General features: G+C 64.2%; 17 protein-coding genes. 12 read left to right on the top strand and 5 right to left on the bottom strand.

From position 1 onward, the window contains the following. Window positions 1-3: 3 nt before the first annotated feature. Window positions 4-1,257, bottom strand: a complete 1,254-nt coding sequence (locus H4W01_RS05620; protein ID WP_209610230.1) for an MFS transporter — start codon at window positions 1,255-1,257, stop codon at window positions 4-6. 3 nt (window positions 1,258-1,260) lie between these two features. Next, window positions 1,261-2,271 carry a LacI family DNA-binding transcriptional regulator gene (locus H4W01_RS05615; protein ID WP_209610229.1) on the bottom strand — a complete coding sequence of 337 codons (1,011 nt, stop codon included), beginning with the start codon at window positions 2,269-2,271 and terminating at the stop codon, window positions 1,261-1,263. Between the two features lie 384 nt (window positions 2,272-2,655). On the opposite strand from H4W01_RS05615, the gene H4W01_RS05610 reads away from it, so the two are divergent. The 5 genes from H4W01_RS05610 to H4W01_RS05590 all read left to right on the top strand — a co-directional run bounded on the left by H4W01_RS05610 (window position 2,656) and on the right by H4W01_RS05590 (window position 11,706). After that, window positions 2,656-5,793, top strand: a complete 3,138-nt coding sequence (locus H4W01_RS05610) for a TonB-dependent receptor (protein ID WP_209610228.1) — start codon at window positions 2,656-2,658, stop codon at window positions 5,791-5,793. Window positions 5,794-5,909: 116 nt separating this feature from the next. Continuing rightward, window positions 5,910-6,686: a SapC family protein gene (locus tag H4W01_RS05605; RefSeq protein WP_209610227.1), complete on the top strand. Its 777-nt coding sequence runs from the start codon at window positions 5,910-5,912 to the stop codon at window positions 6,684-6,686. Then, the gene (locus H4W01_RS05600; protein WP_209610226.1) at window positions 6,683-7,687 is read left to right on the top strand and encodes a cupin-like domain-containing protein; all 1,005 of its coding nucleotides are present in this window, start codon (window positions 6,683-6,685) and stop codon (window positions 7,685-7,687) included. The genes H4W01_RS05605 and H4W01_RS05600 overlap by 4 nt, the downstream gene beginning before the upstream one ends. Beyond that, on the top strand, window positions 7,684-9,186 hold the full coding sequence (locus H4W01_RS05595; RefSeq protein WP_209610225.1) for a tryptophan halogenase family protein: 1,503 nt from the start codon (window positions 7,684-7,686) through the stop codon (window positions 9,184-9,186). Before H4W01_RS05600 ends, H4W01_RS05595 begins: the two co-directional genes overlap by 4 nt. Window positions 9,187-9,330: 144 nt before the next feature. Then, a complete protein-coding gene (locus tag H4W01_RS05590) occupies window positions 9,331-11,706 on the top strand; it encodes a TonB-dependent receptor (RefSeq protein WP_209610224.1) in 2,376 nt (791 codons plus the stop codon). A gap of 36 nt (window positions 11,707-11,742) precedes the next feature. Here the strand turns inward: H4W01_RS05590 and H4W01_RS05585 are convergent, their stop codons facing one another. Further along, on the bottom strand, window positions 11,743-12,849 hold the full coding sequence (locus H4W01_RS05585; protein ID WP_209610223.1) for an S-(hydroxymethyl)glutathione dehydrogenase/class III alcohol dehydrogenase: 1,107 nt from the start codon (window positions 12,847-12,849) through the stop codon (window positions 11,743-11,745). Between the two features lie 108 nt (window positions 12,850-12,957). Then, window positions 12,958-15,513, bottom strand: a complete 2,556-nt coding sequence (locus H4W01_RS05580) for a TonB-dependent receptor (protein ID WP_209610222.1) — start codon at window positions 15,511-15,513, stop codon at window positions 12,958-12,960. Window positions 15,514-15,632: 119 nt separating this feature from the next. Between H4W01_RS05580 and H4W01_RS05575 the strand changes: the two genes are divergently transcribed. The 5 genes from H4W01_RS05575 (at window position 15,633) to H4W01_RS05555 (ending at window position 22,521) form a co-directional block, all read left to right on the top strand. Next, window positions 15,633-15,815 carry a hypothetical protein gene (locus H4W01_RS05575; protein ID WP_209610221.1) on the top strand — a complete coding sequence of 61 codons (183 nt, stop codon included), beginning with the start codon at window positions 15,633-15,635 and terminating at the stop codon, window positions 15,813-15,815. Window positions 15,816-15,957: 142 nt separating this feature from the next. Further along, on the top strand, window positions 15,958-17,139 hold the full coding sequence (locus H4W01_RS05570; RefSeq protein ID WP_209613259.1) for an efflux RND transporter periplasmic adaptor subunit: 1,182 nt from the start codon (window positions 15,958-15,960) through the stop codon (window positions 17,137-17,139). Window positions 17,140-17,145: 6 nt separating this feature from the next. Next, window positions 17,146-20,340, top strand: a complete 3,195-nt coding sequence (locus tag H4W01_RS05565; RefSeq protein ID WP_334685165.1) for an efflux RND transporter permease subunit — start codon at window positions 17,146-17,148, stop codon at window positions 20,338-20,340. After that, window positions 20,337-21,818: an efflux transporter outer membrane subunit gene (locus H4W01_RS05560; protein ID WP_209610220.1), complete on the top strand. Its 1,482-nt coding sequence runs from the start codon at window positions 20,337-20,339 to the stop codon at window positions 21,816-21,818. The genes H4W01_RS05565 and H4W01_RS05560 overlap by 4 nt, the downstream gene beginning before the upstream one ends. 157 nt (window positions 21,819-21,975) lie before the next feature. Beyond that, on the top strand, window positions 21,976-22,521 hold the full coding sequence (locus tag H4W01_RS05555; protein ID WP_209610219.1) for a GNAT family N-acetyltransferase: 546 nt from the start codon (window positions 21,976-21,978) through the stop codon (window positions 22,519-22,521). A gap of 57 nt (window positions 22,522-22,578) precedes the next feature. On the opposite strand, the gene H4W01_RS05550 is transcribed toward H4W01_RS05555, so the two are convergent. Next, the gene (locus H4W01_RS05550; protein ID WP_209610218.1) at window positions 22,579-23,007 is read right to left on the bottom strand and encodes a phasin family protein; all 429 of its coding nucleotides are present in this window, start codon (window positions 23,005-23,007) and stop codon (window positions 22,579-22,581) included. Between the two features lie 147 nt (window positions 23,008-23,154). On the opposite strand from H4W01_RS05550, the gene H4W01_RS05545 reads away from it, so the two are divergent. Continuing rightward, a complete protein-coding gene (locus tag H4W01_RS05545) occupies window positions 23,155-24,231 on the top strand; it encodes a hypothetical protein (RefSeq protein ID WP_209610217.1) in 1,077 nt (358 codons plus the stop codon). Between the two features lie 65 nt (window positions 24,232-24,296). Further along, a complete protein-coding gene (locus H4W01_RS05540) occupies window positions 24,297-24,797 on the top strand; it encodes a bactofilin family protein (protein ID WP_010408334.1) in 501 nt (166 codons plus the stop codon). Window positions 24,798-24,829: the final 32 nt, after the last annotated feature.

Genomic DNA, 24,829 nt, shown 5'->3' with positions numbered 1-24,829 from the left:
CTGTCAAGGCCTGTGGGGGATCGATCGCTCCTCCACGGGCGGGAAAAGAACCACCACCGCAACGGTGAGAAAGGCGACCGCTGCCAAGATCATGAGGATGGAACCGCGCGGCGCGAACAGCGCAAGCGCGATCAATTGCGGGGCAAGCGCCTGGGCCAGTTTGCGCGTGATCGTCGCGACCGCATAAACGCGCACTGCATAGCCGGCGGCATGGGCCTCCTGCTCGCACGCCGCGACAGCACCGGGGACGAGCGACCAGAACATCACCGACATACCCTGAACCGCGATGATCGACAGCGTAATCCACACCAGCATCGGGGCCAGCCCCCGGCTGACCGAGGCCAACACGACCGCGAGAAACAACAGGATCGCGCCAAGGCGCAAGGTCCGCGCCTGCCCGATGCGCTCGGCCAGTCGGCTCCACAGCGGCGCGGTCAGCAACAAGGACAAAGACGGCGTCAGCGCGACATAATAGCCGATATCGGCGGCCCCCACCTGATCGAACAGAAATAACAGCGATTTATTGAGCAGGGTGACCGCCAGCCCGACCATTAAAATCGTGGCCATCAACCGCCGCAGCGCGGACGATCGCGCGACCAGCGTAAACATCTCGGCGATGGTACGGCCCAGATGCAGGCGGGCAGTGGCGGGTGGTGCCACCCGCTCGCGCGTGCCCCAGCTTGTCGCCAAAAAGGCCGGCATCGCCAAGGCGGCGAGAATCAGCGCGCCCAGCCGAAAATCCGCCCCCCCGACTCGCCCGGTTGGCAGCAACGCGTATGTCAGTGCCGCGATCAGGCCACCAAGCGCGGCCCCCTGCATCCGCGCGCTGGTCAACACCAAATGATCGTTCGCATCGGGCGAGATGCGGGCCGTGAGCGCGCCATAGGGGATATTGCCGACGCCATAGGCAAAGCGCAGCCCCAAATAGGTCACCAGCGCATATCCCGGAACCCAGGCCGCAGGGACCGGCGGAGGCGCGAACGCCAAGCATAAGAGCAGCACCGAAAGCGGGCCGCCGACCGACACCCATGCGCGCAGCGGAACCCGCGGCGCGAGCCGATCGGCCACTGCGCCGACCAGTGGATCGGTCACCCAATCAACCGCAGCACCCGCGAGGAAGATGCCTGCGGCAATGCCCGGTGCCATGCCCAGATCGCGGATATAATAAAACAGCAGGTAGAGCTCGATCGACTGCCACACGAAATTGAAGCCAAGATCACCGGCCGCGTAATACCAGGATTCCCAACGCCTTAGCATTGCCTATGCGTGGGGCGGCGCGGCGGATTCGCGGATCAGGAGCGTGTGGCGATGCAGCACGCGGGCAAGCGGCTCGCGATCTTCAAGCTGGGCGATCACCATCTCCGTCGCCGCCACCGCCATCTCGAACACCGGCTGCCGCACCGTCGTCAGCCGCGGCCAGGTGATTCGCGACACTTCCGAATCGTCGAAACCAACGATCGACAGACGTTCGGGGATCGACAGGCCAATCTCGCGCGCCGCCATCATCGCCCCCACCGCCATATCGTCATTCTGCGCCAGAATCGCGGTCGGGCGATCGGCGCGCGCGAGAATGTTGCGCCCGGCGGCAAGCCCGCTGTCGAAGGTGAACATGCCGGGTTCGATCCGGTCGAAGCGCAAGTCGAGCCCGGCCTGATGGAAGGCCTGCATATAGCCAAGCATCCGCGCTTCGGTCGATGGATGCGTCGGGTCGCCGCGGATGATCGCAATTTCGCGGTGGCCGAGGCCAATCACATAGGCCGCAATTTCGCGGGCCGCAGCAACGTCGTCGACGAGATTGCTGGGCGCCGCCTCGATCATACGCGTCGGCGCGATCCGCGCGCAGCGAATGCGCGCTTCCTTCAACTGATTGAGAATCAACGGATGATCCGACGCAGGCGGGGCGAGCACCACCCCATCCAGGGCGGCCGAGCGCAACAGGCCTACCACCTCGGCCGCGTTCTCCTGCACCGATCGAATCGGGATCACCACCAGGCGATAGCGTTCGTTGATCAGCCGTTCCAGCACGCCCTTCTGCAATTCAACGACATAGCTCGGGCTTGGGTTTTCATAGACCAGGCCGATCATGTGCGATTTGCGCCGAACCAGCGCCTGCGCAAACACATTGGGGTGATAATCCAGCGCATCGGCTGCGGCCCGGACCCGCTGCTTCACCGCGGCGCTGACATGCGGCTCGTCATTGAGAACACGCGACACCGTTTTGGCCGAGACCCCCGCCAGCCGCCCCACGTCAACAATCGTCGTTCGTTTCATGCCACTCAAACCCAGATCCGCCGCTCAATAGACCAGAACAAAACCTGGTGCGCTAGATGTCTCTGATAACGTTGACACCTGCTTTCCCCCTCGGTCGAGCGTGCAGCGCGGTTCCGGTTCGACGAGGATCGGGCATCGCGCAATACGTAGAGCTTGCTTGCCCCGTGAGAAGCTATCGAATTTTCTGTATTTTTGTGCGCCGCACCATCGAATTCACGCCCACCCAGCGGAGCCGCGCGCGGCCGGCACGGCGATGTCCGTCAACGAAGGCGTATTGACAACGTAAGACAATCTGATAGCGCTATTCGTGCCGCATCCATTGGGGGATCGGCATGGGGTTTCAAGCGGCCAGATAAGGCCGCGTCATTTTGGGAGGGGGGCTCAATGAAGAGCTTTGGTCACGCGTCGGCTTATGTCTGGTCGGCTTCGGTAGTAGCGCTCGCCGCGGGGCTCGCGCTCCCGCAATCCGCCCATGCGCAGAGCGCGCCGGCTCCACAGGACGCCAGCAAGCCTGCCGACTCGACGACGGGCGACGATATCGTCGTCACCGGCGTCCGCGCCAGCCTTGAGCGATCGATCGCGATCAAGCGCAATTCGACCGGTATCGTCGACGCCATTTCGGCCGAAGATATCGGCAAGTTCCCCGACACCAACCTCGCGGAATCGCTGCAGCGCATCACCGGCGTGTCGATCGACCGCGTCAACGGTCAGGGCGCGCAGGTCACCGTGCGCGGCTTCGGGCCGAGCTTCAATCTCGTAACCCTCAATGGCCGCACCCTGGCGTCGTCTTACGTCCAGACGGTCGGCGGCGACGAAAGCGCCGACGGCACCGTCGGCGTGACGCGCTCGTTCGACTTCTCCAACCTGGCGTCGGAAGGCGTGAAGACGCTGGAAGTCTACAAGACCGGCCGCGCCGCCGTCCCCTCGGGCGGTATCGGTGCGACGATCAACGTCGTGACGCGGCGTCCCCTCGATTCGCGCCAGTCGGGCTTTAACGGCACGCTTGGCGGCAAGCTCAACTACGACACCAGCGCCAATGACTGTGTCGATTGCGGCTCGAAGGTCACGCCGGAAATCACCGGGCTGGCGAGCTGGTCGAACCCCGACCAGACCTTCGGCGTGTCGCTGTTCGGCAGCTATCAGGAACGGCACTTCTCGACCGTGTCGGCGACGTCCAACGCCTGGAATATCCGCACGCTCGCCGATTTCCTCAACCCCAGCAACGGCTTCGTCAACGCCGCAACCAAGATCAACAACGCGCCGACCGACCCGAACCAGCTGGTCTCGGTCCCCAATGACAGCCGCTACCACTTTTCGGACGACAAATATCAGCGTCTGAACGGCCAGGCGATCGTCCAGTTCAAGCCGACCGACGCGCTGACCATCACCGCCGACGCGCTGTTTGCGCGTACGCTGCAGGACGAGCAGCGCTCGGATGAATCGAACTGGTTCAACCGCCCGTTCGATGTCGTCACCTTCGACAGCAACAAGGCCGTCGCCACCACCACCTACCTGCATGAGACCATCGCCGGCGTGAAGGACACCGGCTTCGAGCAGCAGGCGCGCGCGCAGAAGAACCAGCTTGAGGATTACGGCCTCAACGCCAAGTGGGACATCGCGCACAATTTCACGCTGACGATCGACGGCCATTACGGCAAATCGTCGGTGCTGCCGAACAACAGCAACGGCACCAGCTCGACGCTGGTTGGCCTGGGTGCGAACGTCATCACCGCGCACTCGGTGGATTATAGCGGTCAGATCCCAGTGCAGGACATCTCGATCAGCGATGCCTCGCTTGCCGGCGGCAATCACAATGGCGTGCTCGACGTGAACGACGTTGGCTCCTCGATCGGGCGTACCTACACCACCAGCCAGCGCCAGAAGGTCAAGGAAATCCGTGCGGATTTCGGCTGGGATCTGGGTGGCGGCAGCCGCTTTGATTTCGGCGGCCTCTATCGCGATACCGACACCAACCAGCAATTGACCTCGACCCAGCAGACGCTGGGCAATTGGAGCGTCGATTTCCCCGGCGACGTCCAGAAGCTCGCGCCTGGTGTGCTCAAGGACTTCTGCCTGCTGTGCAAATTCAACAGCTATGATCCAAAGGGCACCGGCCCCAACCTGGTCGCCTTCCGCGGTGACGCGCTGACGCTCTACAATGCGCTGTCGTCGGCTTATGCCGCGAAGGGCAACAGTGTGGCGATCACCGCCAGCCAGAACAACACCGTCAAGGAAACGATCTACGCGGGCTATGGCCAGGTCACCTGGAAGGGTGAGATTGCGGGCCACAATGCCACGCTCGTCGCCGGTGCCCGCTATGAACATACCAAGGACGAAGCGATTTCGCTGCAGGCGGTGCCAAACCAGATCGCCTGGGTTGCCGATAACGACTTCACGATCAGCGTCGGGGCGACCCCGCAAACGCTGCGCGGCTATGGGTCGTACGACAACATCCTGCCGTCGTTCGATTTCCAGGTCGAGCTCAAGCGCAATTTGATCGGCCGCTTCTCGGCGAGCCGCACGATCGCCCGCCCGAACTATGACAATCTGTTCGCCTCGACGAGCGTCTTCGCCCCTTCGCGTCCAACCGCGATCGGCGGCGTCGCCACCGCCAACACCGGCAACACCAACCTCGCGCCGCTGATCTCGGACAATTTCGATCTGTCGTTCGAATATTATTTCAAGCCTGACAGCTATGTCTCTGCGGGCTTCTTCGACAAGCGCGTGCACAATTTCATCGGCACGGGGCTTTCCAACGGGTCGCTGTTCGGCCTGCGGGATCCGAGCTCGGGGACGCCAGGGACGCTTTCGGGCACCGCCAAGGCGGCGCTCAGCGCGCTGGGGGCCGATATCAGCGACGTCAACCTGTTCACCTATTCCGCCTTGCTCCAGCGGGATGGCGCAGCGGCGGCGGCAACGCAGTTCAACGCGCATTACAGCTCGGTCACCAAGACGGTCGACCAGGCGTTCGTCAACCAGATCCTGTCGGCGGTCGATATCAATGGGTCGTCGTCCGATCCCTTGTATAACTTCACCATTTCGCGCCCGATCAACAACAAGGACGCGGAGATTTACGGCTTCGAAATCGCAGGCCAATATTTCTTCGGCCAGACCGGCATCGGCGTCTCGGGCAGCTTCACCTATGTGAAGGGTGATGTCGGCTTCAACAATGGTGGCGATCCCAATGTCGACCAGTTCGCGCTGACCGGCCTCAGCAACACCGCCAACGCCACGCTGATCTACGACAAGCACGGCATTTCGGCACGGCTCAGCTACAATTGGCGTGACAAGTTCCTGTCGCAGCTCAACCGCGACAGCTACAAAAACCCGGTCTACACCAAGGCGTTCGGTCAGCTCGACATGAACATCAGCTATGATCTCAACAAGAAGATCGCGCTGTCGATCGAAGGGATCAACCTGACCAATGCGAGCCTGCGGACCTATGGCCGCTCGGAAAGCAACGTCTGGTTCGCCCAGGAATTGCAGCGCCGCTTCTTGTTCGGCGCACGCTACCGCTTCTGATTTCCTCCACCTTGCCGGGTGCTTCCGCAACGGAGCACCCGGTTATTTTTGGGGGCTTTCGGTCGCGCGGATCTCGTGCCGCTTGGCGCAATCCCGATCGGCGATTACCACAGCGTATGACCAAGACGGTTCTTCTCGATACCATCGCCCATGCTGACCTGCGCGTCGCCATCGGCTACTCTGCCCATTTCGGCGATGCGGTGAACGAATGCGTCGTTTTTCCGAGTGAAATCGACGAGGTGCAGCGCGATTATCCCGTGCTGTTGCGTCGTGACGAGGCCGGGACCTTCTATGCCGTGGCGCTGCTCGGCCTCGACCCCGACGAAAACCTGTTTCTCGATGCCGCCGGATGGCAGGCGCGGCACATCCCAGCAATCCACCAGCGCGGCCCGTTCCTGATCGGCCTGGTCGATCGCACGATCGACGGGCAGACGCGGCGCGAGCCGATGCTGCATGTCGATCTCGACCATCCCCGCATCGCCGCGGCACCGCAAAGCCCGCATGCGCAGGCCGTGTTCCTGCCGCATGGCGGATCGTCGCCCTATCTCGACCATATCGTGCGGGTATTGCAGGTCATCCATGATGGGCATCAGCAGCGCGACGCCATGTTCGCCGCCTTCGAACAGGCTGACCTGATCGAGCCTGTCACACTGGAAATCGCGCTCGACGCGCATACCCGCTATGATGTGCCGGGTTGTTTCACGATCGGCACCGATCGTCTGGCCCGGCTCGATGCCACGGCGCTGCACGCGCTCAACCAGAGCGGCTACTTACGGCACGCCTTCCTGATCGCGTCGTCGCTCGGCAATGTCGCGCGGCTGATCGAGCTCAAGAACCGCAAGCGCCGCGCCGAACTGGGCGAACCCAAAGCGGGCGCACCAGTCCCGGTATGAGCACCCCCACGCCCGAGCCGCTGCTCGACCCGGCTGGCTTGATCGCGCGGCAGCAGCCTGTCGTGCTGCGCGGCTTGGTCCGGCATTGGCCTCTGGTCGCCAAGGGCCTTAAGGGCCCCGAGGCGGCGGTGGCCTATCTCAAGTCCTTCTACACCGGCACGGCGGTGGTCGGCTATAGCGGCCCGCCCGAGATTGGCGGTCGGTTCTTCTACAATGCCGACCTCACCGCGATGAACTTCACCGCAACCCGCGTGAAGCTCGATGCCTTTCTCGACCGGATGCTCGCCACGCTGGACGATGCGCAAGCGGATGCGCTCTATGTCGGCTCGACCGATCTCGACACCTATCTTCCCGGCTTTCGCGCCGAAAACGACCTCGCCCTTCCGCCAGCGGCGTTTGGCGGTGCCACCCCGCTGGCGAGCATCTGGATCGGCAACCGCACGACGGCGGCAACGCATTACGACATGTCGAACAACATCGCGTGTTGCCTGGTCGGGCGGCGGCGCTTCACGCTGTTTCCGCCCGATCAGGTCGCCAACCTTTATCCCGGCCCGCTAGAACCCACCCCAGGCGGGCAAGTGGTCAGCATGGTCGATCTGCGCGCGCCCGATCTCGATCGTTACCCGCGCTTCGCCAACGCGCTCGCAGCCGCGCAGGTGTTCGATCTCGAACCCGGCGACGTGCTCGTCTACCCGGCTTTGTGGTGGCACAATGTCGAGGCGCTCGAGCCCTTCAACGTGCTGGTCAATTATTGGTGGAACGCAGCACCGCGCTTCCTCGACACGCCGATGACCACGCTGCTGCACGGCCTGCTCAGCTTGCGCGACCGCCCTTTGACCGAGAAGCAGGCGTGGCGCGCGCTGTTCGACCATTATGTGTTCGGCCCGGCCGATGCTGCGGCCGACCATCTTCCCGAAGCGGCGCGCGGGCCGCTCGCGCCGCTTGATGATCTCACCGCGCGGCGCTTGCGCGCGCATTTGCTGCAAAGGTTGAACCGATGACCGCCGCCCCTCCCCGCGCCGATACGCAGACGATCAAGCGCGTGGTGATCGCGGGCGGCGGCACGGCGGGCTGGGTCGCCGCGGCGGCACTGTCGAAGCATCTCGGGCCCTTGCTCGACATCGTGCTGATCGAATCCGACGAGATCGGCACGGTCGGCGTCGGCGAGGCGACGATCCCGACGATCCGCACCTTCCACCGCTTCCTCGAAATCGACGAGCGCGATTTTATGCGCGCGACGCAGGCGACCTTCAAACTCGGCATTGCCTTTGAAAACTGGGCGCGGCGCGGGGATCGCTACATCCATTCCTTCGGGCGCGTCGGCCAGTCGATCTGGATGGGCGATTTCCAGCATATGTGGCTGCGCGCCCGCGCCGAGGGCGCGGGCGGCGCGCTGGGCGACTATTGTTTCGAGCTGACCGCAGCCGAGGCTGGCCGCTTCGCCACCGGGCCCGACGCCAAGATCAACTATGCCTATCATCTCGATGCCTCGCGCTACGCGCTCTTCCTGCGCCAGTTCAGCGAAGCGCGCGGCGTTACCCGCGTCGAGGGCAAGATCGGGCAGGTCCACCAGCATCCCGAAACGGGCTTTATCGAAGCGCTGGAGCTGGCCGATGGTCGCCGGATCGAAGGCGATCTGTTCATCGATTGCACCGGCTTTCGCGGCCTGCTGATCGAACAGACGCTGCAGGCGGGCTATGAGGATTGGAGCCACTGGCTGCCCACCAACCGCGCGCTGGCGGTGCAGACCAAGGCGGTCCAGCCCGCTTTGCCCTATACCCGTGCGATCGCGCATGAGGCGGGCTGGCAATGGCAGATCCCGCTGCAACACCGCGTCGGCAACGGCCTGGTCTATTGCAGCGACTATCTGTCGGACGATGCCGCCCACGCAAAGCTGCTGGCGCAGATCGACGGCGAGACGATCACCGACCCGCGCCTGATCCGCTATGTCACCGGTCGCCGCAAGCGCGTGTGGGACAAGAATTGCGTGGCGCTGGGGCTCGCCAGCGGGTTCGTCGAGCCGCTGGAATCGACCAGCATCCACCTGATCATGATCGGCATCACCCGCCTGATCCAGTCCTTCCCGTTCAACGGCATCAAGCCCACGCTGGTGCAGCACTACAATGCGCTGGCTGAAACCGAGCTGGAGCGCGTGCGCGACTTCATCATCCTGCATTATCATTTGACCGAGCGCAGCGACGATCCGTTCTGGGATCGCTGCCGCACGATGGACATCCCCGCTACGCTCGCCCAGCGCATCGCCCTGTTCCGCGAGGCTGCGCTGACCCCGCAGACCGCCGACGATCTGTTCCAGGCCGATTCCTGGCTGCAAGTCATGCTTGGGCAACGGCTGGAGCCCGCCAGCTATCACCATATGGGGCATATGCTGAGCATCGAGCATATGCAGCGCGCGCTCGACGACCTGAAAGGCAATATCGCGAGCGCGGTCGCGCGGATGCCGACGCATCAGGCGTTTCTCGACCACTATTGCGCCACCTGACGCCTTCCTGATCCTGCCCTGAAACAGGCAACAGCGCGCGACGCGCGTACCAAAACGATCGAACGTGCGCTGTTAATCTCTATATCCCACGATATATAGCGAGTCGCCGATACGGAGCACCGTCGGCCAAAGCTGGGGATTTGCATGCGATCGTCGATCTTTACCGCCACCGTGTCGGCGGTTGCTGTGCTGGCGCTGATGCCCTGCGTCGCCGACGCCCAGCCCACCCCCGATCAGCCAAAATCCGACGCCGCGATCTATCCCAATAGCGACATCGTCGTCACCGCGCGCCAGCGGGCCGAGGATTTGCAAAAGGTGCCGCTCGCCGTGTCGGTGGTCGGCGGCGCGCTGATCGACCGGTCCTACACCGTCAACACCAACCAGTTGAGCCTGCTGGTGCCCGCGCTCAACTACAGCTCGGCCAATCCACGCAACACCGCCTTCACCATTCGCGGCCTTGGCAGCAGCGTCGTCGCGGTCAGCCAGGCCAATGACGGGCTGGAACCCGGGGTCGGTTTCTATGTCGACCAAGTCTATCACGCCCGCCCCGCCACCGCCGCGTTCGATTTCTCGGATATTCAGCAGATCGAGGTGCTGCGTGGGCCGCAGGGCACGCTGTTCGGCAAGAACACCACTGCGGGTGCGATCAATATCACCACGCGCGCGCCGACCTTCACCCCCGAAGCGAGCGAGGAACTGTCGGTTGGCAGCTACAACTTCGTCCAGGCCAAGGCCTCGGCCTCGGGGCCGCTGATCGGCGATACCGTCGCGTTTCGGCTGTCGGGGCTGGTCACACGGCGCGACGGCGTGATCGACAATGTCCGCACCGGTGCCAAGGAAAACGGCATCGGCAATCAGGCGGTGCGCGCGCAGATCCTGTTCAAGGCGACCACCGATTTCCAGCTTCGCGTGACCGGCGATTTCACCAATTTCGAAAGCGAATGCTGCACCCAAGTCTATCTGCGCGTCGGCCAGAGCCTGCGTGCTCCATCTCGGCAATATCCGGCGCTGGCGGCGCTGTTCAACTATACCCCGCCCAGCACCAATCCCTATGACCGCCTGACCGACATTGACGCGCCATTGGGCGTGAACACCAATGAAGGCGGCGTCTCGGCGATTGCCGACTGGAATGTCGGTTTCGCAACGCTCACCTCGGTCAGCGCGTGGCGCTTCTGGAACTGGGATGCCGCCAATGACCGAGATTACACCGGCATCCCGGTCCAGCTCAGCCAGCACATCCCCTCGCGCCAGGATCAATATAGCCAGGAGCTGCGGCTCGCCTCGAATGGCGACCACCGGCTTGGCTATGTCGCTGGCCTGTATTTCTTCGACCAGAAAATCACTGGCGAACCGATCAGCATCTATGGCCCGGCGGCGGCTTATTATCTGATCGGCCAGACCACCGGCACGCCCGCCGTCGCGGTGCCCGCCAATTTGCTCGACGGCTATGGCACGGACGGCCACACCCGGCTGAAGGAAGACAGCTACGCCGCCTTTGCTGAACTCAACTACAAGATCCTGCCGCGCCTCACGCTGACTGGGGGCTTGCGCTACACCTATGAGGTGAAGGACGGCACTTACGACACCACCGTGTTCGGCGGCCCCGCCACGACCAACACGACCCTCATAAACGCCCGGCTCGGCGTGCTGCGCCCGCAAAGCTATGTCGCGCATGACCGCGAAAGCAACGTGTCGGGCCGCGCCAATCTTGCCTGGCAAGCGACCGACACCGTGATGCTCTATGGCGGCTATGCACGCGGCTTCAAATCGGGTGGGATCAACCTGTCGGGTCTGCCGCTCAACACCGCCAACCAGCCGGTGCTCACCACCGCCGTGATCCGGCCCGAGCTCAACACCACCTATGAAGGTGGGATCAAGGCCGCGCTGTTCGACCGCCGGTTGGTGGCGAATCTCGCGGGCTATTACACCGATGTCCGCGATTTCCAGGCGACGATCGTCGACAGTTCGCAAACCGTGGCGCTGCGCGGTTACCTGTCCAACATTCCCAAGGTGACGGTGAAGGGCTTCGAGGCCGATGTCACCGCCAATGTCACCCGCGCCTTTCAACTGCGCGGCAATGTCGCCTATGCGCATGGCAGCTATGCGACCTATCCCGCCGGCCCCTGCCCGCTTGAGGTGCAGACCGCCGCCACCGCCGCGTGCAACTTGACCGGACGCCCGCTTGCCGGGCTACCCAAATGGTCAACCACGATTGGCGGGGACTACACGCTGCCGCTCGGCAGCGCGGCGCTGATCCTGCACGCCGATTCAAGCTGGCGCACCAGCTATTATGGCGACCCCAGCCTGTCGAAATACACGCTGATCGACGGCTACAACGTCACCAACGCCAGCCTTGGCCTGCGCAGCAAAAGCGGGCTCGAAGTCGCGGTGTTCGTGCGCAACCTGTTCAACGCCAAGTACATCCAGAATCTGACGATCCAGGCGGGCAATTCGGGCCTGATCCTCGGCACGCCAAGCGACCCGCGCGTGATCGGCGTCACTTTGCGGGCGCGGCAGTAAGGGCCCTCCTCCCCGCCCGCGGGGAGGAGCAAAGGGTCAGTACACCACCACGCTGCGGATGCTCTCGCCTGCGTGCATCAAATCAAAGCCCTTATTGATCTCGTCGAGCGAGAGAACGTGCGTGATCATCGGGTCGATCTCGATCTTGCCGTTCATATACCAGTCGACGATCTTGGGCACATCGGTGCGCCCCTTGGCCCCGCCAAACGCGGTCCCGCGCCAATTGCGCCCGGTAACGAGCTGGAACGGGCGCGTGCTGATTTCCTTGCCCGCCTCGGCCACGCCGATGATGATCGACGTGCCCCAGCCGCGATGGCACGCCTCCAGCGCCTGGCGCATCACGGTCGTGTTGCCGGTGCAATCGAAAGTGTAGTCCGCCCCGCCATCGGTCAGCGCGACCAGATGCGCGACCAGATCGGTCACGTCCTTCGGGTTGACGAAATGCGTCATGCCGAACTTGCGGCCCCATTCCTCGCGGTCGGGGTTGATATCGACGCCGACGATCATGTTCGCGCCCGCCATCCGCGCGCCCTGCAATACGTTGAGCCCGATCCCGCCCAGACCGAACACGATGACATTGTCGCCGACTTGCACCTTGGCGGTGTTGACCACCGCGCCGACCCCCGTCGTCACGCCGCAGCCGACGTAACAGCTCGTCTTGAACGGCGCGTCCTCGCGGATCTTGGCGACGGCAATCTCGGGCAGAACGGTGAAGTTCGAGAACGTCGAGCAGCCCATATAATGGAAGATCGGCTGGCCTTTGTAGCTGAACCGCGTCGTGCCGTCGGGCATCAGCCCCTTGCCCTGCGTCGCGCGGATCGCGGTGCAGAGGTTGGTCTTGCCGCTGAGGCACGATTTACACTGGCGGCATTCCGGCGTGTAGAGCGGAATGACATGGTCGCCCGGCTTGACCGAAGTGACGCCCGCGCCGACCTCGCGCACGATGCCCGCACCTTCATGGCCCAGCACGCTTGGGAACAGCCCCTCACTGTCGAGCCCGTCGAGCGTATAAGCGTCGGTATGGCAAATGCCCGTCGCCATGATCTCGACCAGCACTTCGCCCGCCTTCGGCCCGTCCAGATCCAGTTCGACGATTTCGAGCGGCTTCTTGGCTTCAAAGGCGACGGCGGCGCGGGTCTTCATGGCGGACACTCCTGGAAACGTGTCTCCTCCCTTACGACCGCCGCCCCCCGCGTCAACCGCCCGCGCCGTTCAGCCGCCATGCCGCAAAAGCATGGTCGGTATCGCCCTTTAGAAGAACAGCTTGCGGATCGACACGCGCACCGTCCGGCCCAGCGGGTTGAGATAATCGGGCTGATACGCGACCGGCGTCGTGCCGTTCGAATCCGTCACGCGCTGGCGCGAATCGAAGATGTTGTCGAAGGCGACCGCGACGCGCATCCCGCGCATCCACGGATGCTTCTTCACCAACTCAAGCCGCTGCCCGAGATCGCCGAACAAGCGCAAGCTGACCGTCGCCAGATCCGAGAAATGCAGATCCTGCGGATTGGCGGCGGTGCCGCCATTGACGCTGGTCGCGCTCTGCCAATTGGCCGACAGCCGCACGCCGATGCCGTTATTGCTATACCCGGCCTGCCCTTCCAGTTCGTGGCGCGGTTGGCCGCCGCTGCCGCCGATCGCATCGCCGCGCAACAGATCGAGCGAAGGCCCGCCTTGCTGCACCAGCACGCGATCGGTGAAATGCCACGTATGATAGAGCGCGAATTGCAGGCGGCCACCCGTCGCGCCGCGCCCGCCGCCACCAAAGCCGCCAAAGCCGCCGCGTCCGGCACCGCCGGGGCCACCCGGGCCACCGGGACCGCCGGGACCACCAGCACCCGGCCCGCCCGCGCCGCCGCCACGCTCCGCACGGGCCTGGGCGATCTGCCGCGCGACGCTATCGGGGATCTTGATCCCGGCAAACGGATTGGGCCCCTTGCCCGCGCGCCACGCCTCGATCTGCTTTTGCAATTTCGACTTTAGCGGCATCGAGAAATTGATGCCCCAGCGCAGTTCCGACCGGCTGCTCTCGGCAAAGTTGATCGGCCGCGTGTCGATCCGCTGCAGATTGCCATCGACATCGCGCGTGAAGCGCGACGGGAACGCGGCTTCAATCGCCGAACTCGCGCTCGGGAAGCTGGCGACCGGGTTTTCGGTGCGCACATCGACATAATTGGCCGACAGCGACAGATCCTTGGTACTCCACGGCTTCAGCGTGACGCCGAGCTTGCGCGTATGGCTGTTGCTCGCAATCAGATTGGGATTGCCGCCGGAAACCGTCGTCACCACCGCGTTCACGCCGCGCACATAATCGAACACGGGAACGTTGGGCGTCACCACTTGCGGGTTGCCGAGTTGCTGCGCGGTCGGCGCAGTGTCACGATCGGTGACTGAGGCGATGATCCGCAGCGGCACCACCGGCGACCAATTGAGGCCATAGCCGAGCGTCGTCAGCGTGCCGAAATCCGACAGATGATCGACCGCGACATTGCCGTTCACCGACAGGCTGCCAATCACCGGCAGCACATTCTTGGCGCGGCTGGTCAGCGGCACGTCGATATTGAGCTGACCGTTGACGGTGTTGCGCGAGACGCCGCCCAGCGAGGTCAGCCCGGCGCGATATGACTGGCTGTTGAAGTCGCTGATATCACCACCGAGGTGCACGCTGGTCGAGACTTCGCCGGCCGGCAGCTTGAACACCGCGCCGTTGAGCAGCAGGTCAATCTGCCCCTCGTCCGAGGTCGAATAGCCGCGATTGACCGGCGACAAAGCCGCCGCAGACCCGAGGCCCGTATCGGTAAAGGTCTTCGATTCATTGTGATCATAGGCACCGGTGACCGACCATTGCCAGCCACCGCCCACCACGCCGTTAAACGCCGTGCCAAGATGCGCGCCAACGGTCGAGTTGCGCTGCTTCAGCGGCGTGACATTGCCGCTTGGCACGCCATTGACGACCACCGCATCGGCCGGCAGCCCGAGCAAACCCGTGGTGTCGGTTGCCGACAGCGTGGCGTTTACGGTGCCCGAAATGTCCCCGAACATGCGCGCATAGGTGGTGTTGGCGTTGAAGGTGCGACCCGAGGGCAGCAAGGTTCGAAACGGGCGTTGGTCGGTCGTGCTGACAGGGCTGCCGCCGGTGGCGGACGATTTTGTGGTGGGCTGGATGTCGCGCTCATTCTCGGTCAGCGCGTCTGATGCCTGATATTCGAGGTGCAGGTTGACCCGCCCCTTATTGGCGATGGCGAGCAAATCGAGTTCGGCCTGCGGGGTGTTGCGCCCGCCCTCTGTTGCCGCTTTGTCCGACAGCTCGACCGTCGCTGCGCGGAAGCGCCGCCGCAGCACGAAATTGACCACCTTCTGGTCGGCGCGATAGCCATATTTCAGCGCGACTTCTTCGGGCAGGATGTCGACACGGGCGATCGCCTCGGTCGGCAAGTCGCGTATCTCGGCAAAGCCGGAAATGCGCCTGCCGTCGATCAGCACCACCGGCGCGCCGCCGCTGCCACGGTCGCTGCGGATTTGCGGCGCGAGTTCGGTCAGCAATTCCGAAACCGAGCTGACCCCATAAGACCGGATATCGGCCGGCCCGAGCTGTTGTTCGGGCGGAATATCGCCAATCACCGCGCCCGGCTGCTTGGCCCCTTGCACGACAATGTCCGGCCCCTCCTCGCTATCATCCGACACGGGCGGCTTGGTGGATTTGGCAGGGGCCTGCGGCACGCCAGTGGACTGCGACGCCGCTTGCGCGCTCGCCGGCGCGGGGGCTGCCGCGAGTGCAAGCGTCAACAAGGTCGTAGTGGCAGCCATAACATATCCGTAGATCGAGGTTAGAAACGATTTGAGCCGCCTAGCCGCCAAGTGTCGCAAGAGTGTGTCAGACAGGCGATACGCTGGCGCAGACCCCGCGAGTGCGGTAGCGCAGCGCTATGAGCGAAGATCGATTCGAACGCCACCGGCAACCCTGGACCAGCGACGAAATCCAGAAGCTGCACACCCTTGCAAAAAAGGGCATGGCGCTCAAGGCCATCGCCAAGGCGCTCAAGCGCAGCGAGGAATCCACCAAGGACCGCGCGAAGGTCGATGGGTTGACCATCGCCAAGCTGCGGTGACATGTTGCGTCGCAATAGAGTCGGTTAGGGCCGAACCGAGACAGTTGATCCGGCCCCGGAACAATCCCTAACAGACGACGTTTGGCGACGATTGCGCAGGGTATCCACCATGCGCCGACTTGGCCCGGAGCGGTGGACAGCGATGACGGTTCGGTTTTTCTCCCTGCATACAGTTGCGCTGCTTGGCGGTTCGGCGCTGCTCCTCAGCGGGTGTGGTGCCTCCTCGCAGAATAAGAAGAACGCCGCCAAGGGGCCGCCCCAGGTCGGCTTTGTCGTCGTCCAGCCGACCAGCGTGCCGATCGTCACCGAACTCGCCGGGCGGACCGCCGCCTATCAAAGCTCGGAGGTACGGCCGCAGGTCAGCGGGTTGATCCTGCACCGTTTTTTCACTGAAGGCGCGTTGGTACGCCAGGGCCAGCCGCTCTACCAGATCGACCCGAGCCTGTACCGCGCCTCGGCAAATCAGGCGCAGGCCAACCTCGCCAGCGCGGCCGCCAATGCCGAGGCAACCAAGGCGAAGGCCGAGCGGTACAAGCCGCTGGCCGATATGGAAGCGGTCGCCAAGCAAGATTACACCGACGCCACCGCCACAGCGCGCCAAGCGGCCGCAGCCGTGCAACAAAATCGCGCCGCGCTCGAGACGGCGAAGATCAACCTGCGCTTCACCACCGTTCCTGCGCCGATCACTGGGCGCATTGGGCGATCGCTCTTCACCGAAGGGGCGTTGGTCACGGCGAGCCAGACGAGCCCGCTCACCACGATCCAGCGGCTCGATCCGATCTATGTCGACATCCAGCAAGCGAGCGCGGATCTGCTGCGTCTGCGCCGCGCCCTCACCAGCGGCGGTGCCGTTCCAACGCGCGCCGATGTGCGGTTGAAGCTGGAGGATGGCAGCGATTACGGCATCACCGGCGACGTTGAATTTTCGGAAGTCGTCGTCGATCCGACGACCGGCACCGTCACGCTGCGCGCCCGCTTCCCCAACCCCAAGGGCCTCTTGCTGCCCGGCATGTTCGTCCGCGCGAGCTTTGCGCAGTCGATCGATACCAAGGCGTTCCTCGTGCCGCAGCAAGCGGTGTCGCGCGACCCCAAGGGCAATGCGACGGTGTTCGTGGTCGGGCCGGGCAATAAAGCGATCCAGAAGACCATCGTCGCGCCGCGCACGCAGGGCGCATTCTGGGTCGTGACCGATGGCCTGAGCCCGGGCGACAAGGTGATCACGCAGGGTGTCGGCAAGGTGAAACCCAACCAGCCGATCAAACCCGTCAGCGCCGACACGCCGCAGACGATCAAGGCACCGACCTCTGACAAGTCGAAGGGCTGACCGCCCGTGATCTCGCGCATTTTCATCGACCGGCCGATCTTCGCCTGGGTCATCGCCATCATCATCATGCTGGGCGGGATCGGGGCGATTTATACGCTCCCCGTCGAGCAATTCCCCGATATCGCGCCGCCCAACGTCAATATCCGCGCGACCTATCCGGGCGCATCGGCCGAGACGCTGGAAACATCGGTCGCCCAGGTGATCGAGCAACAGCTCACCGGCATCGATGGCTTGCTGTATTTCAGCACCAGTTCGTCGTCGCGCGGGCAGGTCAACATTTCCGCGACCTTCGCCAAAGGCACCGATCCCGACATCGCTCAGGTGCAGGTTCAGAATAAGGTCCAGCAAGCGCTGCCGCGCCTGCCGCAGCAAGTGCAGCAACAGGGCATTACCGTCACCAAGTCCAACCCCGACTTCCTGCTGATCGCCGCGATTTACGACACCAGTGACCGCACCACCAACCAGGACGTATCCGACTATCTGGTTTCCAACCTGCAGGATTCGATCGGCCGCCTGAAGGGTGTCGGCGACATCAACGTGTTCGGCGCGCAATATGCGATGCGCGTGTGGCTCGATCCCAACAAGCTCGCCAGCTACAGCCTCATCCCCGGCGACGTCGTCACCGCGATCACCGCGCAGAACACCGAGGTTGCCGCCGGCGAAATCGGCGGCACGCCCAACGCCCCCGAACAGGTGCTCAACGCCACCGTCACCGCCCAGTCACGCCTGTCGACCCCCGAGCAGTTCCGCGCGATCGTGCTCAAGACACAGCCCGACGGATCGACGGTGCGGCTGTCCGATGTCGGCCGGATCGAGCTCGGCTCGGAAAATTACGGCATCACCAGCCGCGTCAACGGCCACCCAGGTGCCGGTCTGGCCGTCAGCCTGGCTCCCGGTGCGGACGCGCTCAGCACCGCCGAGCTGGTAAAGAGCGAGATCGAGCGCGCCTCGAAAAACTTCCCCAATGGCTATGCCTACAGCTTCCCGCAGGATTCGACCGCGTTCATCAAATTGTCGGTCGAGGAAGTCGAAAAATCGCTGATGGAAGCGATCGCGCTGGTCGTCGTGGTCATGTTCGTGTTCCTGCAAAGCTGGCGCGCCACGTTGATCCCAACGATCGCGGTGCCAGTGGTTTTGCTCGGCACCTTCGGCATTTTCTCGCTGGCGGGTTTTTCAATCAACACGCTCACTTTGTTCGGGCTGGTGCTGGCGATCGGTTTGCTGGTCGATGACGCGATCGTCGTGGTCGAAAACGTCGAACGCCTGATGGAAGAACATCCCGAAATGTCGCCGCGCGACGCGACGATCAAGTCGATGGACGAAATCACCGTCGCGCTGATCGCGATCGCGCTGGTGCTGTCGGCGGTGTTTCTGCCGATGGCGTTCTTCGGCGGCTCGACGGGGGTGATCTACCGGCAGTTCTCGATCACGATCGTATCGGCAATGGGATTGTCGGTGCTGGTCGCCCTGGTGCTGACCCCGGCGCTGACCGCCACCTTGCTGAAGCGCAAGGACAAGACCAAGCAAGCGAGCTGGCTCGACCGCAAGACCAGCGCGGCCTCGGAGTGGTTCAACACCGGGTTTGACCGAATGGTGACGCGCTACGGCAACGCCGTGTCGCGCGTGGTCGATCGCAAATGGCTGTTCCTGCTGATCTACGCCGGGGTCGTCGCGATCCTCGCGATCATGTTCGTGCGTTTGCCGACGGGCTTCCTGCCGACCGAGGACCAGGGCATCGCCCAGATCCAGTTCAACCTCGCCCCCGGCGCGACGATCAACCAGACGCGCGCGGCGCAGATGCAGATCGAGAAATATTTCGCCGGCCCCGAGGGCAAGAATGTGGACGGATATTTGACCGTGGCCGGCTCGGGCGGCGGCGGGGTCGCGGGCGGGCAGAATGCCGGTCGCGGCTTCATCGCGCTCAAGGATTGGGCCGATCGCAAGGGCGCAGTCAACGGTGCCGACGCGATCACGCAACGCGCGACCAAGGCGCTGAGCGGCCTGCGCGACGTCGAGTTTTATGCGACCGTGCCGCCGATCGTGCGCGGCCTTGGTCAGTCCAACGGCTTTACGATGGAGTTGCAGAACACCGGCGGGCTCAGCCGCACCGACTTCAAGGCGGCACGCGACAGCCTGCTCGCCGCCGCGCGCGCCGACCCGACGCTCGCCGCCGTGCGCCCGACCGATCTCGATGATCAGCCGACGCTCAAGGTCGATCTCGACGCGCAAAAGCTGAGCACGCTCGGGCTGACGCAAAGCGACGTCAACACGACCCTGGCGACCGCCTGGGGCGGCCGCTACGTCAACGATTTCAACGATCGCGGCCGCGTGAAGCGCGTCTATGTCCAGGGCGACGCGCAATATCGCGCCGCTCCTGAAAATCTCGCGCAATGGTATGTCCGCGGATCGAGCGGGCAAATGGCCCCCTTCTCCGCTTTCTCCACCATTTCGTGGAGCAAGACCCCGCCGACGCTCGCGCGCTTCTCCGGCATCTCGTCCTATGAACTCTCCGGCCAGGCTGCCCCGGGCAACAGCTCGGGCACGGCAATGAACCGCATGACCGAACTGGCCGCGCACTATCCCGGCATCAGTGTGGCATGGAGCGGCCTGTCCTATCAGGAGCGGCTGTCCTCGGGGCAAGCCCCGTTCCTCTACGGCATTTCGCTGCTGGTCGTGTTCCTGTGCCTTGCCGCTTTGTATGAAAGCTGGTCGATCCCGATCGCGGTGCTGCTCGTCATCCCGCTCGGGCTGGTCGGCGCGATTTTCGCGGTGACGCTGCGCGGGCTGCAGAATGACGTCTATTTGCAGATCGGGCTGCTGACGACGATGGGCCTCGCCGCCAAGAACGCGATTTTGATGATCGAATTTGCGGAACAGGCCGAAAAGTCGGGCAAGCGCGTGATCGAGGCGGCGCTGGAAGCCGCGCGCATCCGCTTGCGGCCGATTTTGATGACCAGCTTCGCCTTCATCTTCGGCGTGCTGCCGCTCGCCATCTCGACCGGCGCGGGTGCCAACAGCCGTATCGCGATCGGCACCGCCGTCATCGGCGGGATGCTGACCGCGACGATTTTGGCGATCTTCTACATCCCGCTGTTCTTCGTGCTGGTCCGCCGCGGCACGCGCGACATGTTGAAGCATCTGCACCACGAGCATCCCACTCCACCCGCCGCGGCCCCGAGCCAGCCGGAGCCAACGGCATGATCCGCAAAACCGTCTCGCTGGCAGCCCTGGCGTCGCTCGCCGCGTGCTCGATGGCCCCGAAATATGTGCGGCCGGAGTTACCCGTGCCGCCGAGCTGGCCGGTCGGCGATGCCTATCTCAAGCAGAGCGAAATCACGCTGCCGAGCGTCAGCTACCGCGACATTTTCCGCGATCCGCGCCTGCAAAGACTTGTCGAGCAAGCGCTGGTCAACAATCGCGATTTGCGGATTGCCGCCGCCAACATCGCCACCGCGCGGGCGCAATATGGGATTCAGCGCGCGGCGTTGTTGCCCGAAGTCGATGGAGGGCTGAGCTTCAGCCACCGCGACAACGGTACCAGTGGCGTCTCGTCGGGCAGCACTGGCGGATCGACCAGTGGCGGCACAGCGACGAGCGGGTCGGGCGTTCGTGACACCTATTCGGCCAGCCTTGGCCTTACGGCGTTCGAAATCGATCTGTTCGGCCGTGTCCGCTCGCTGACCACCGCCGCGCAGAACAGCTATTTCGCGACCGAGGCCGCCGCGCGCGCCACCCGGCTGACCCTGGTCGGCGACATCGCCTCCGCCTGGCTGAACTACGCCTCGGACCAGAGCCTGCTCAAGATCGCGCGTGATACTGCGGCCAGCGCGCAGCGCAGCGTCACGCTCACCAAAGCGCGGCTCGATGGCGGGATCGCGCCGCGCACCGATCTCGATCAGGCGCAGATCGTGCAGCAGACCGCCTTGTCCGATCTCGCGACGCAGACCACCGCCGTTGCCCAGGATATCAACGCCTTGCAATTGCTGGTTGGTGCCCCGGTCGACCCGACCTTGCTGGCAAGCTCAATTGAGGAAGCCGCACCGACGATCGCCGAACTGCCCGCAGGGCTCGATTCCGGTATCCTGCTGCGTCGCCCCGACGTGGTGCAGGCGGAATATACGCTGCGCGCCGCCAATGCGCAGATCGGTGCGGCGCGCGCGGCGTTGTTCCCGCGCATTTCGCTCACCGCGCTGGCCGGGCTTGCCAGCACCTCGCTCAGCAACCTGTTTACCGGCGGGGCCTTCAACTACTCGGTTGCGCCGAGCGTAAGCTATCCGATCTTCCGCGCCGGTGCGGGTCGCGCGGGTGTCGCGCAATCGCAGGCGCAACGCGATTCCGCGCTCGCCAGCTATGAAAAATCGATCCAGACGGCGTTTTCGGAAGTCGCCAATGCGCTGGCCCGACACGGCACGATCGGTAACCAATTGGCGGCGCAAGAGGCGCTGACCAAATCCGCAGGGGACAATTACCGCCTGTCCGACGCGCGCTATCGCGGCGGCATCGACACCTTCCTGCAAAGCCTTGATGCGCAACGGTCGTTTTATTCGGCGCAGCGCTCGCTGGTGACGACGCGGCTGACCGGTGCCACCAACCGGGTGACGCTGTACCGGGCGCTGGGCGGGGATGCTGCCTTGGATGTGACGCCCGCAGGACCGCAACCGCTCGCGCCGCAACGCTAAGCGCCCACCCCTCTAAGCATCACAGTGCGGTGCCGGCCCGTATTTTGCGGCAGCAAGAGGTGACAATCGCAGGCAGGCATGCCAGCCTCCGTGCCGGGGCGGTCGATCGGGTGGCATAGGCCAAGCTCGAGCGTGGTGTTTTGGGGAAACGATCAGCATGGGCCATCACATTCGCCGGTTCGCGGCAAAAGACGAAACGGCCATGCAGGCGTTTGCCGAACGCTTGCCCGAGCATGATCTCTTGTTCCTCGGGCGCGATTTACGGCATCCGCGCGTGATCGCCGCCTGGGTAGAGGCAATTGGCGAGGGGGCGATCGACAGCCTGATCGCCGAGGATGATCATGGAAAACTGGTCGGTGCGGCCGCCTTGGTACGCGACCCGTTGGGCTGGAGCGGCCATGTCGGCGAAGTGCGTTTGCTCGTCTCCCCCGAAAAGCGCGGTGCCGGGCTGGGCCGCGATTTGCTGGAGGGCATTTACGCGATCGCGATGGAGCGGGGCCTTACCAAATTGACCGCGCAGATGACCCCCGACCAAATCGGATCGGTCATGCTGTTCGAAAGCCTTGGCTTCCGCGCCGAGGCGTTGCTCAAGGGCCAGGTGCGCGATCGCGCGGGAGTGGCCTATGACCTGACCATCCTCAGCCACGACATGCCCGCCACGGCGAAACCGCGCTCGGCCGAATCGAGCGAGACGGCTGCCTGACCGCGTGCCACGACGACAGAGGAGCAAGGGCGCTCGACCCGAGCGCCCCTGGCCCGATCACGCGTCGCCGCGCACCGCGCCGACCGCGTCGCGGCCGAATTGCAGGATCACTTCCCCAATCTCGCGCGCCTGGGTCATGCTGCGGCTGCCCTGTTCGCGCAGGAACTCGCCCTGGATCTTCATCACTTCCGACAAATCCTTTGCCGAGGCAGCGGCGCGCATGGCCGCGAAGGCCTCACGCGTGTTGGTCTCGGCCTGATCGAGCAGCTTAAGACCGACACTGGCGCTGTTCTCCGCGATCTTGGTGCTGGCTTCGCGGATCGACTCCGCGGCTTTTTGAGCCGGATCGGTGATGGTTTCCTTGAAAGCGTAGCTCGCTGTATCCGTCATGCGCTCGTTTCCTTCTGCTGCCACGCCGTTTTGGTAACGGCCGATCGCGTCAACGCATGAGGCGGCGAAGAGTGGCGCTGCGCGCCGCTTGACCACAGCATCTGTCCTCTCCTGCCGACGTCGTCCTGCGTCGCGACGCGGATGGTGAACCTCGCCGCGCGCTTGGGCAAGGGGCGTTGGCGCTGTGCACGCAACGGGCGCGCCCTTAACGCGGCCTTAGCTCGGCCTTGGCATGACGAACCGGTGAACGCCGCCTTCATCCCGATGCCTGCGCGCCCGCACCGGCGGGGCCTGCCGCCAATGGCCCTGTCGCTGCTGCTTGCGGCGGTGCTGGCGTTTGGGCCTATGCTCTTGACGCTCGATCCTGTCGCCGCGCTTGCACGCTTCTCGAATGTGACCGCGAACTTGGCCTTTGGCGCATTCTGCGCGCTGCTCGGCATCGCGGTCGTGTCGCTTGCCGCCTTGGCGATTTTGCGACGCCTCGGCGTGGCGGCACCCGAACGGAGCGCCGCGCTTTTCGCGATCGCGCCCTCCCTCCTGCTTCAGCCGGGCCTGAACGGGCTAAGCGACGCCTTCTGGATCGCGGCGTGCCTGATGGCGCTCGCGGCAGCGCTCGATCGCCGCCATATGCACATGCTCCTGTGGTGGGGAGCGGCGCTGGCTTTCGATCCGCACGCGATGTTCGTCGCGCCCCTCCTCCTGGCGTTGCTGATCAACCGCCACGTCCCGGTGCTCCGTTGGGCCGTCGCGCCACTGATCAGCCTCGCAACATTGGCGGTACTGTTCGCGATCGGATGGCCGATGCCCGGCTGGGAAAGCCTATTTGCGGGTCGGGCCGACGGCCTTCCGCCGCTTTCCGCCAACGCCCCCAATATCTGGGCGATCGTGCAAGCGCTCCCGCTGGGCGCGCTGTCGCTGTCGGGCCTCGCCGGTACGGCGACCATCGGTGTCAGCGCTGCCTATATCGCTCGCTTCTCCGCGCAGCGGCTGAACGGTCAGTCGCTGATCGCGGCGGCCTTGCTCGCCGCGCTGATCATGGGCGGGCTCCTGCCGTATCAGCAGGCCGATTGCTTCCTGCTGGCCGACCTGCTGGCGCTAATCCTCGCCCTCGCCCGTCATGACCGGGCAAGCTGGCGAGTCGCCATGCTGGTGCAGGCCGGATCGGCTTTAGGCCTGGTTGGCAATCGACTGGACCTTCCCGCCCTTGCCATGCTGGGCGCGGTGGCGCTGCTAGCGGCGACGCTATCGCTCGCCCGCACGGTGCTGCAGCCTGCGGCCAACGACAATCCCCTTATGGCACGCCCGCCAGCGAGAACTTAGTTCTGTAATTTCTGCACGCTATGCTAGCCAAACCCCAGATTCGGGGTGTTGTGAGGGTGGGGTAGATGGCGATTTTCACGAGCAGTTCGCGCGGTGACCGGGATGCAGGACCGGGGCTTCCCCCCGCACCGCCGATGCCGCAAAGCGCCAATGGCAAGCGTGGCATGTTCTCGGTCATTGGCCCCGACATGGTAATTACCGGCAATATCGCGGCGACTGCCGACTTGCATATCGACGGTCGCGTCGATGGCGACGTGCACTGCGCCAACCTCGTCCAAGGCAATGACAGCCGCATCAACGGCGCAGTGACCGCCGAAATCGCGCGGCTTGCCGGTGCGATCGAAGGATCGGTGTCGGTCCGTCAACTGACCATCGAACGCGCCGCCCGCATTATCGGCGATGTCGAATATGAATCGATCGCGATCGAAACCGGTGCCTCGATTGATGGGCGTCTGAAGCATATCGCCGCCGACTCCGGCACGCGCGCCTTCGACCGCACCCCACCCGTCACCGCGAAACGCGACGACGATGTGGTGCAATTTACGACGGCACCGACCGCCGCCTGATCGGCTCCCGCCGGCCCAAGCATTGCGACCCA

It is taken from the genome of Sphingomonas sp. PL20, assembly GCF_017875905.1.
Classification (GTDB): domain Bacteria; phylum Pseudomonadota; class Alphaproteobacteria; order Sphingomonadales; family Sphingomonadaceae; genus Sphingomonas; species Sphingomonas echinoides.
Note: the sequence above shows the minus strand (reverse complement) of the source record. Positions and strands in the feature narration are given on the sequence as shown.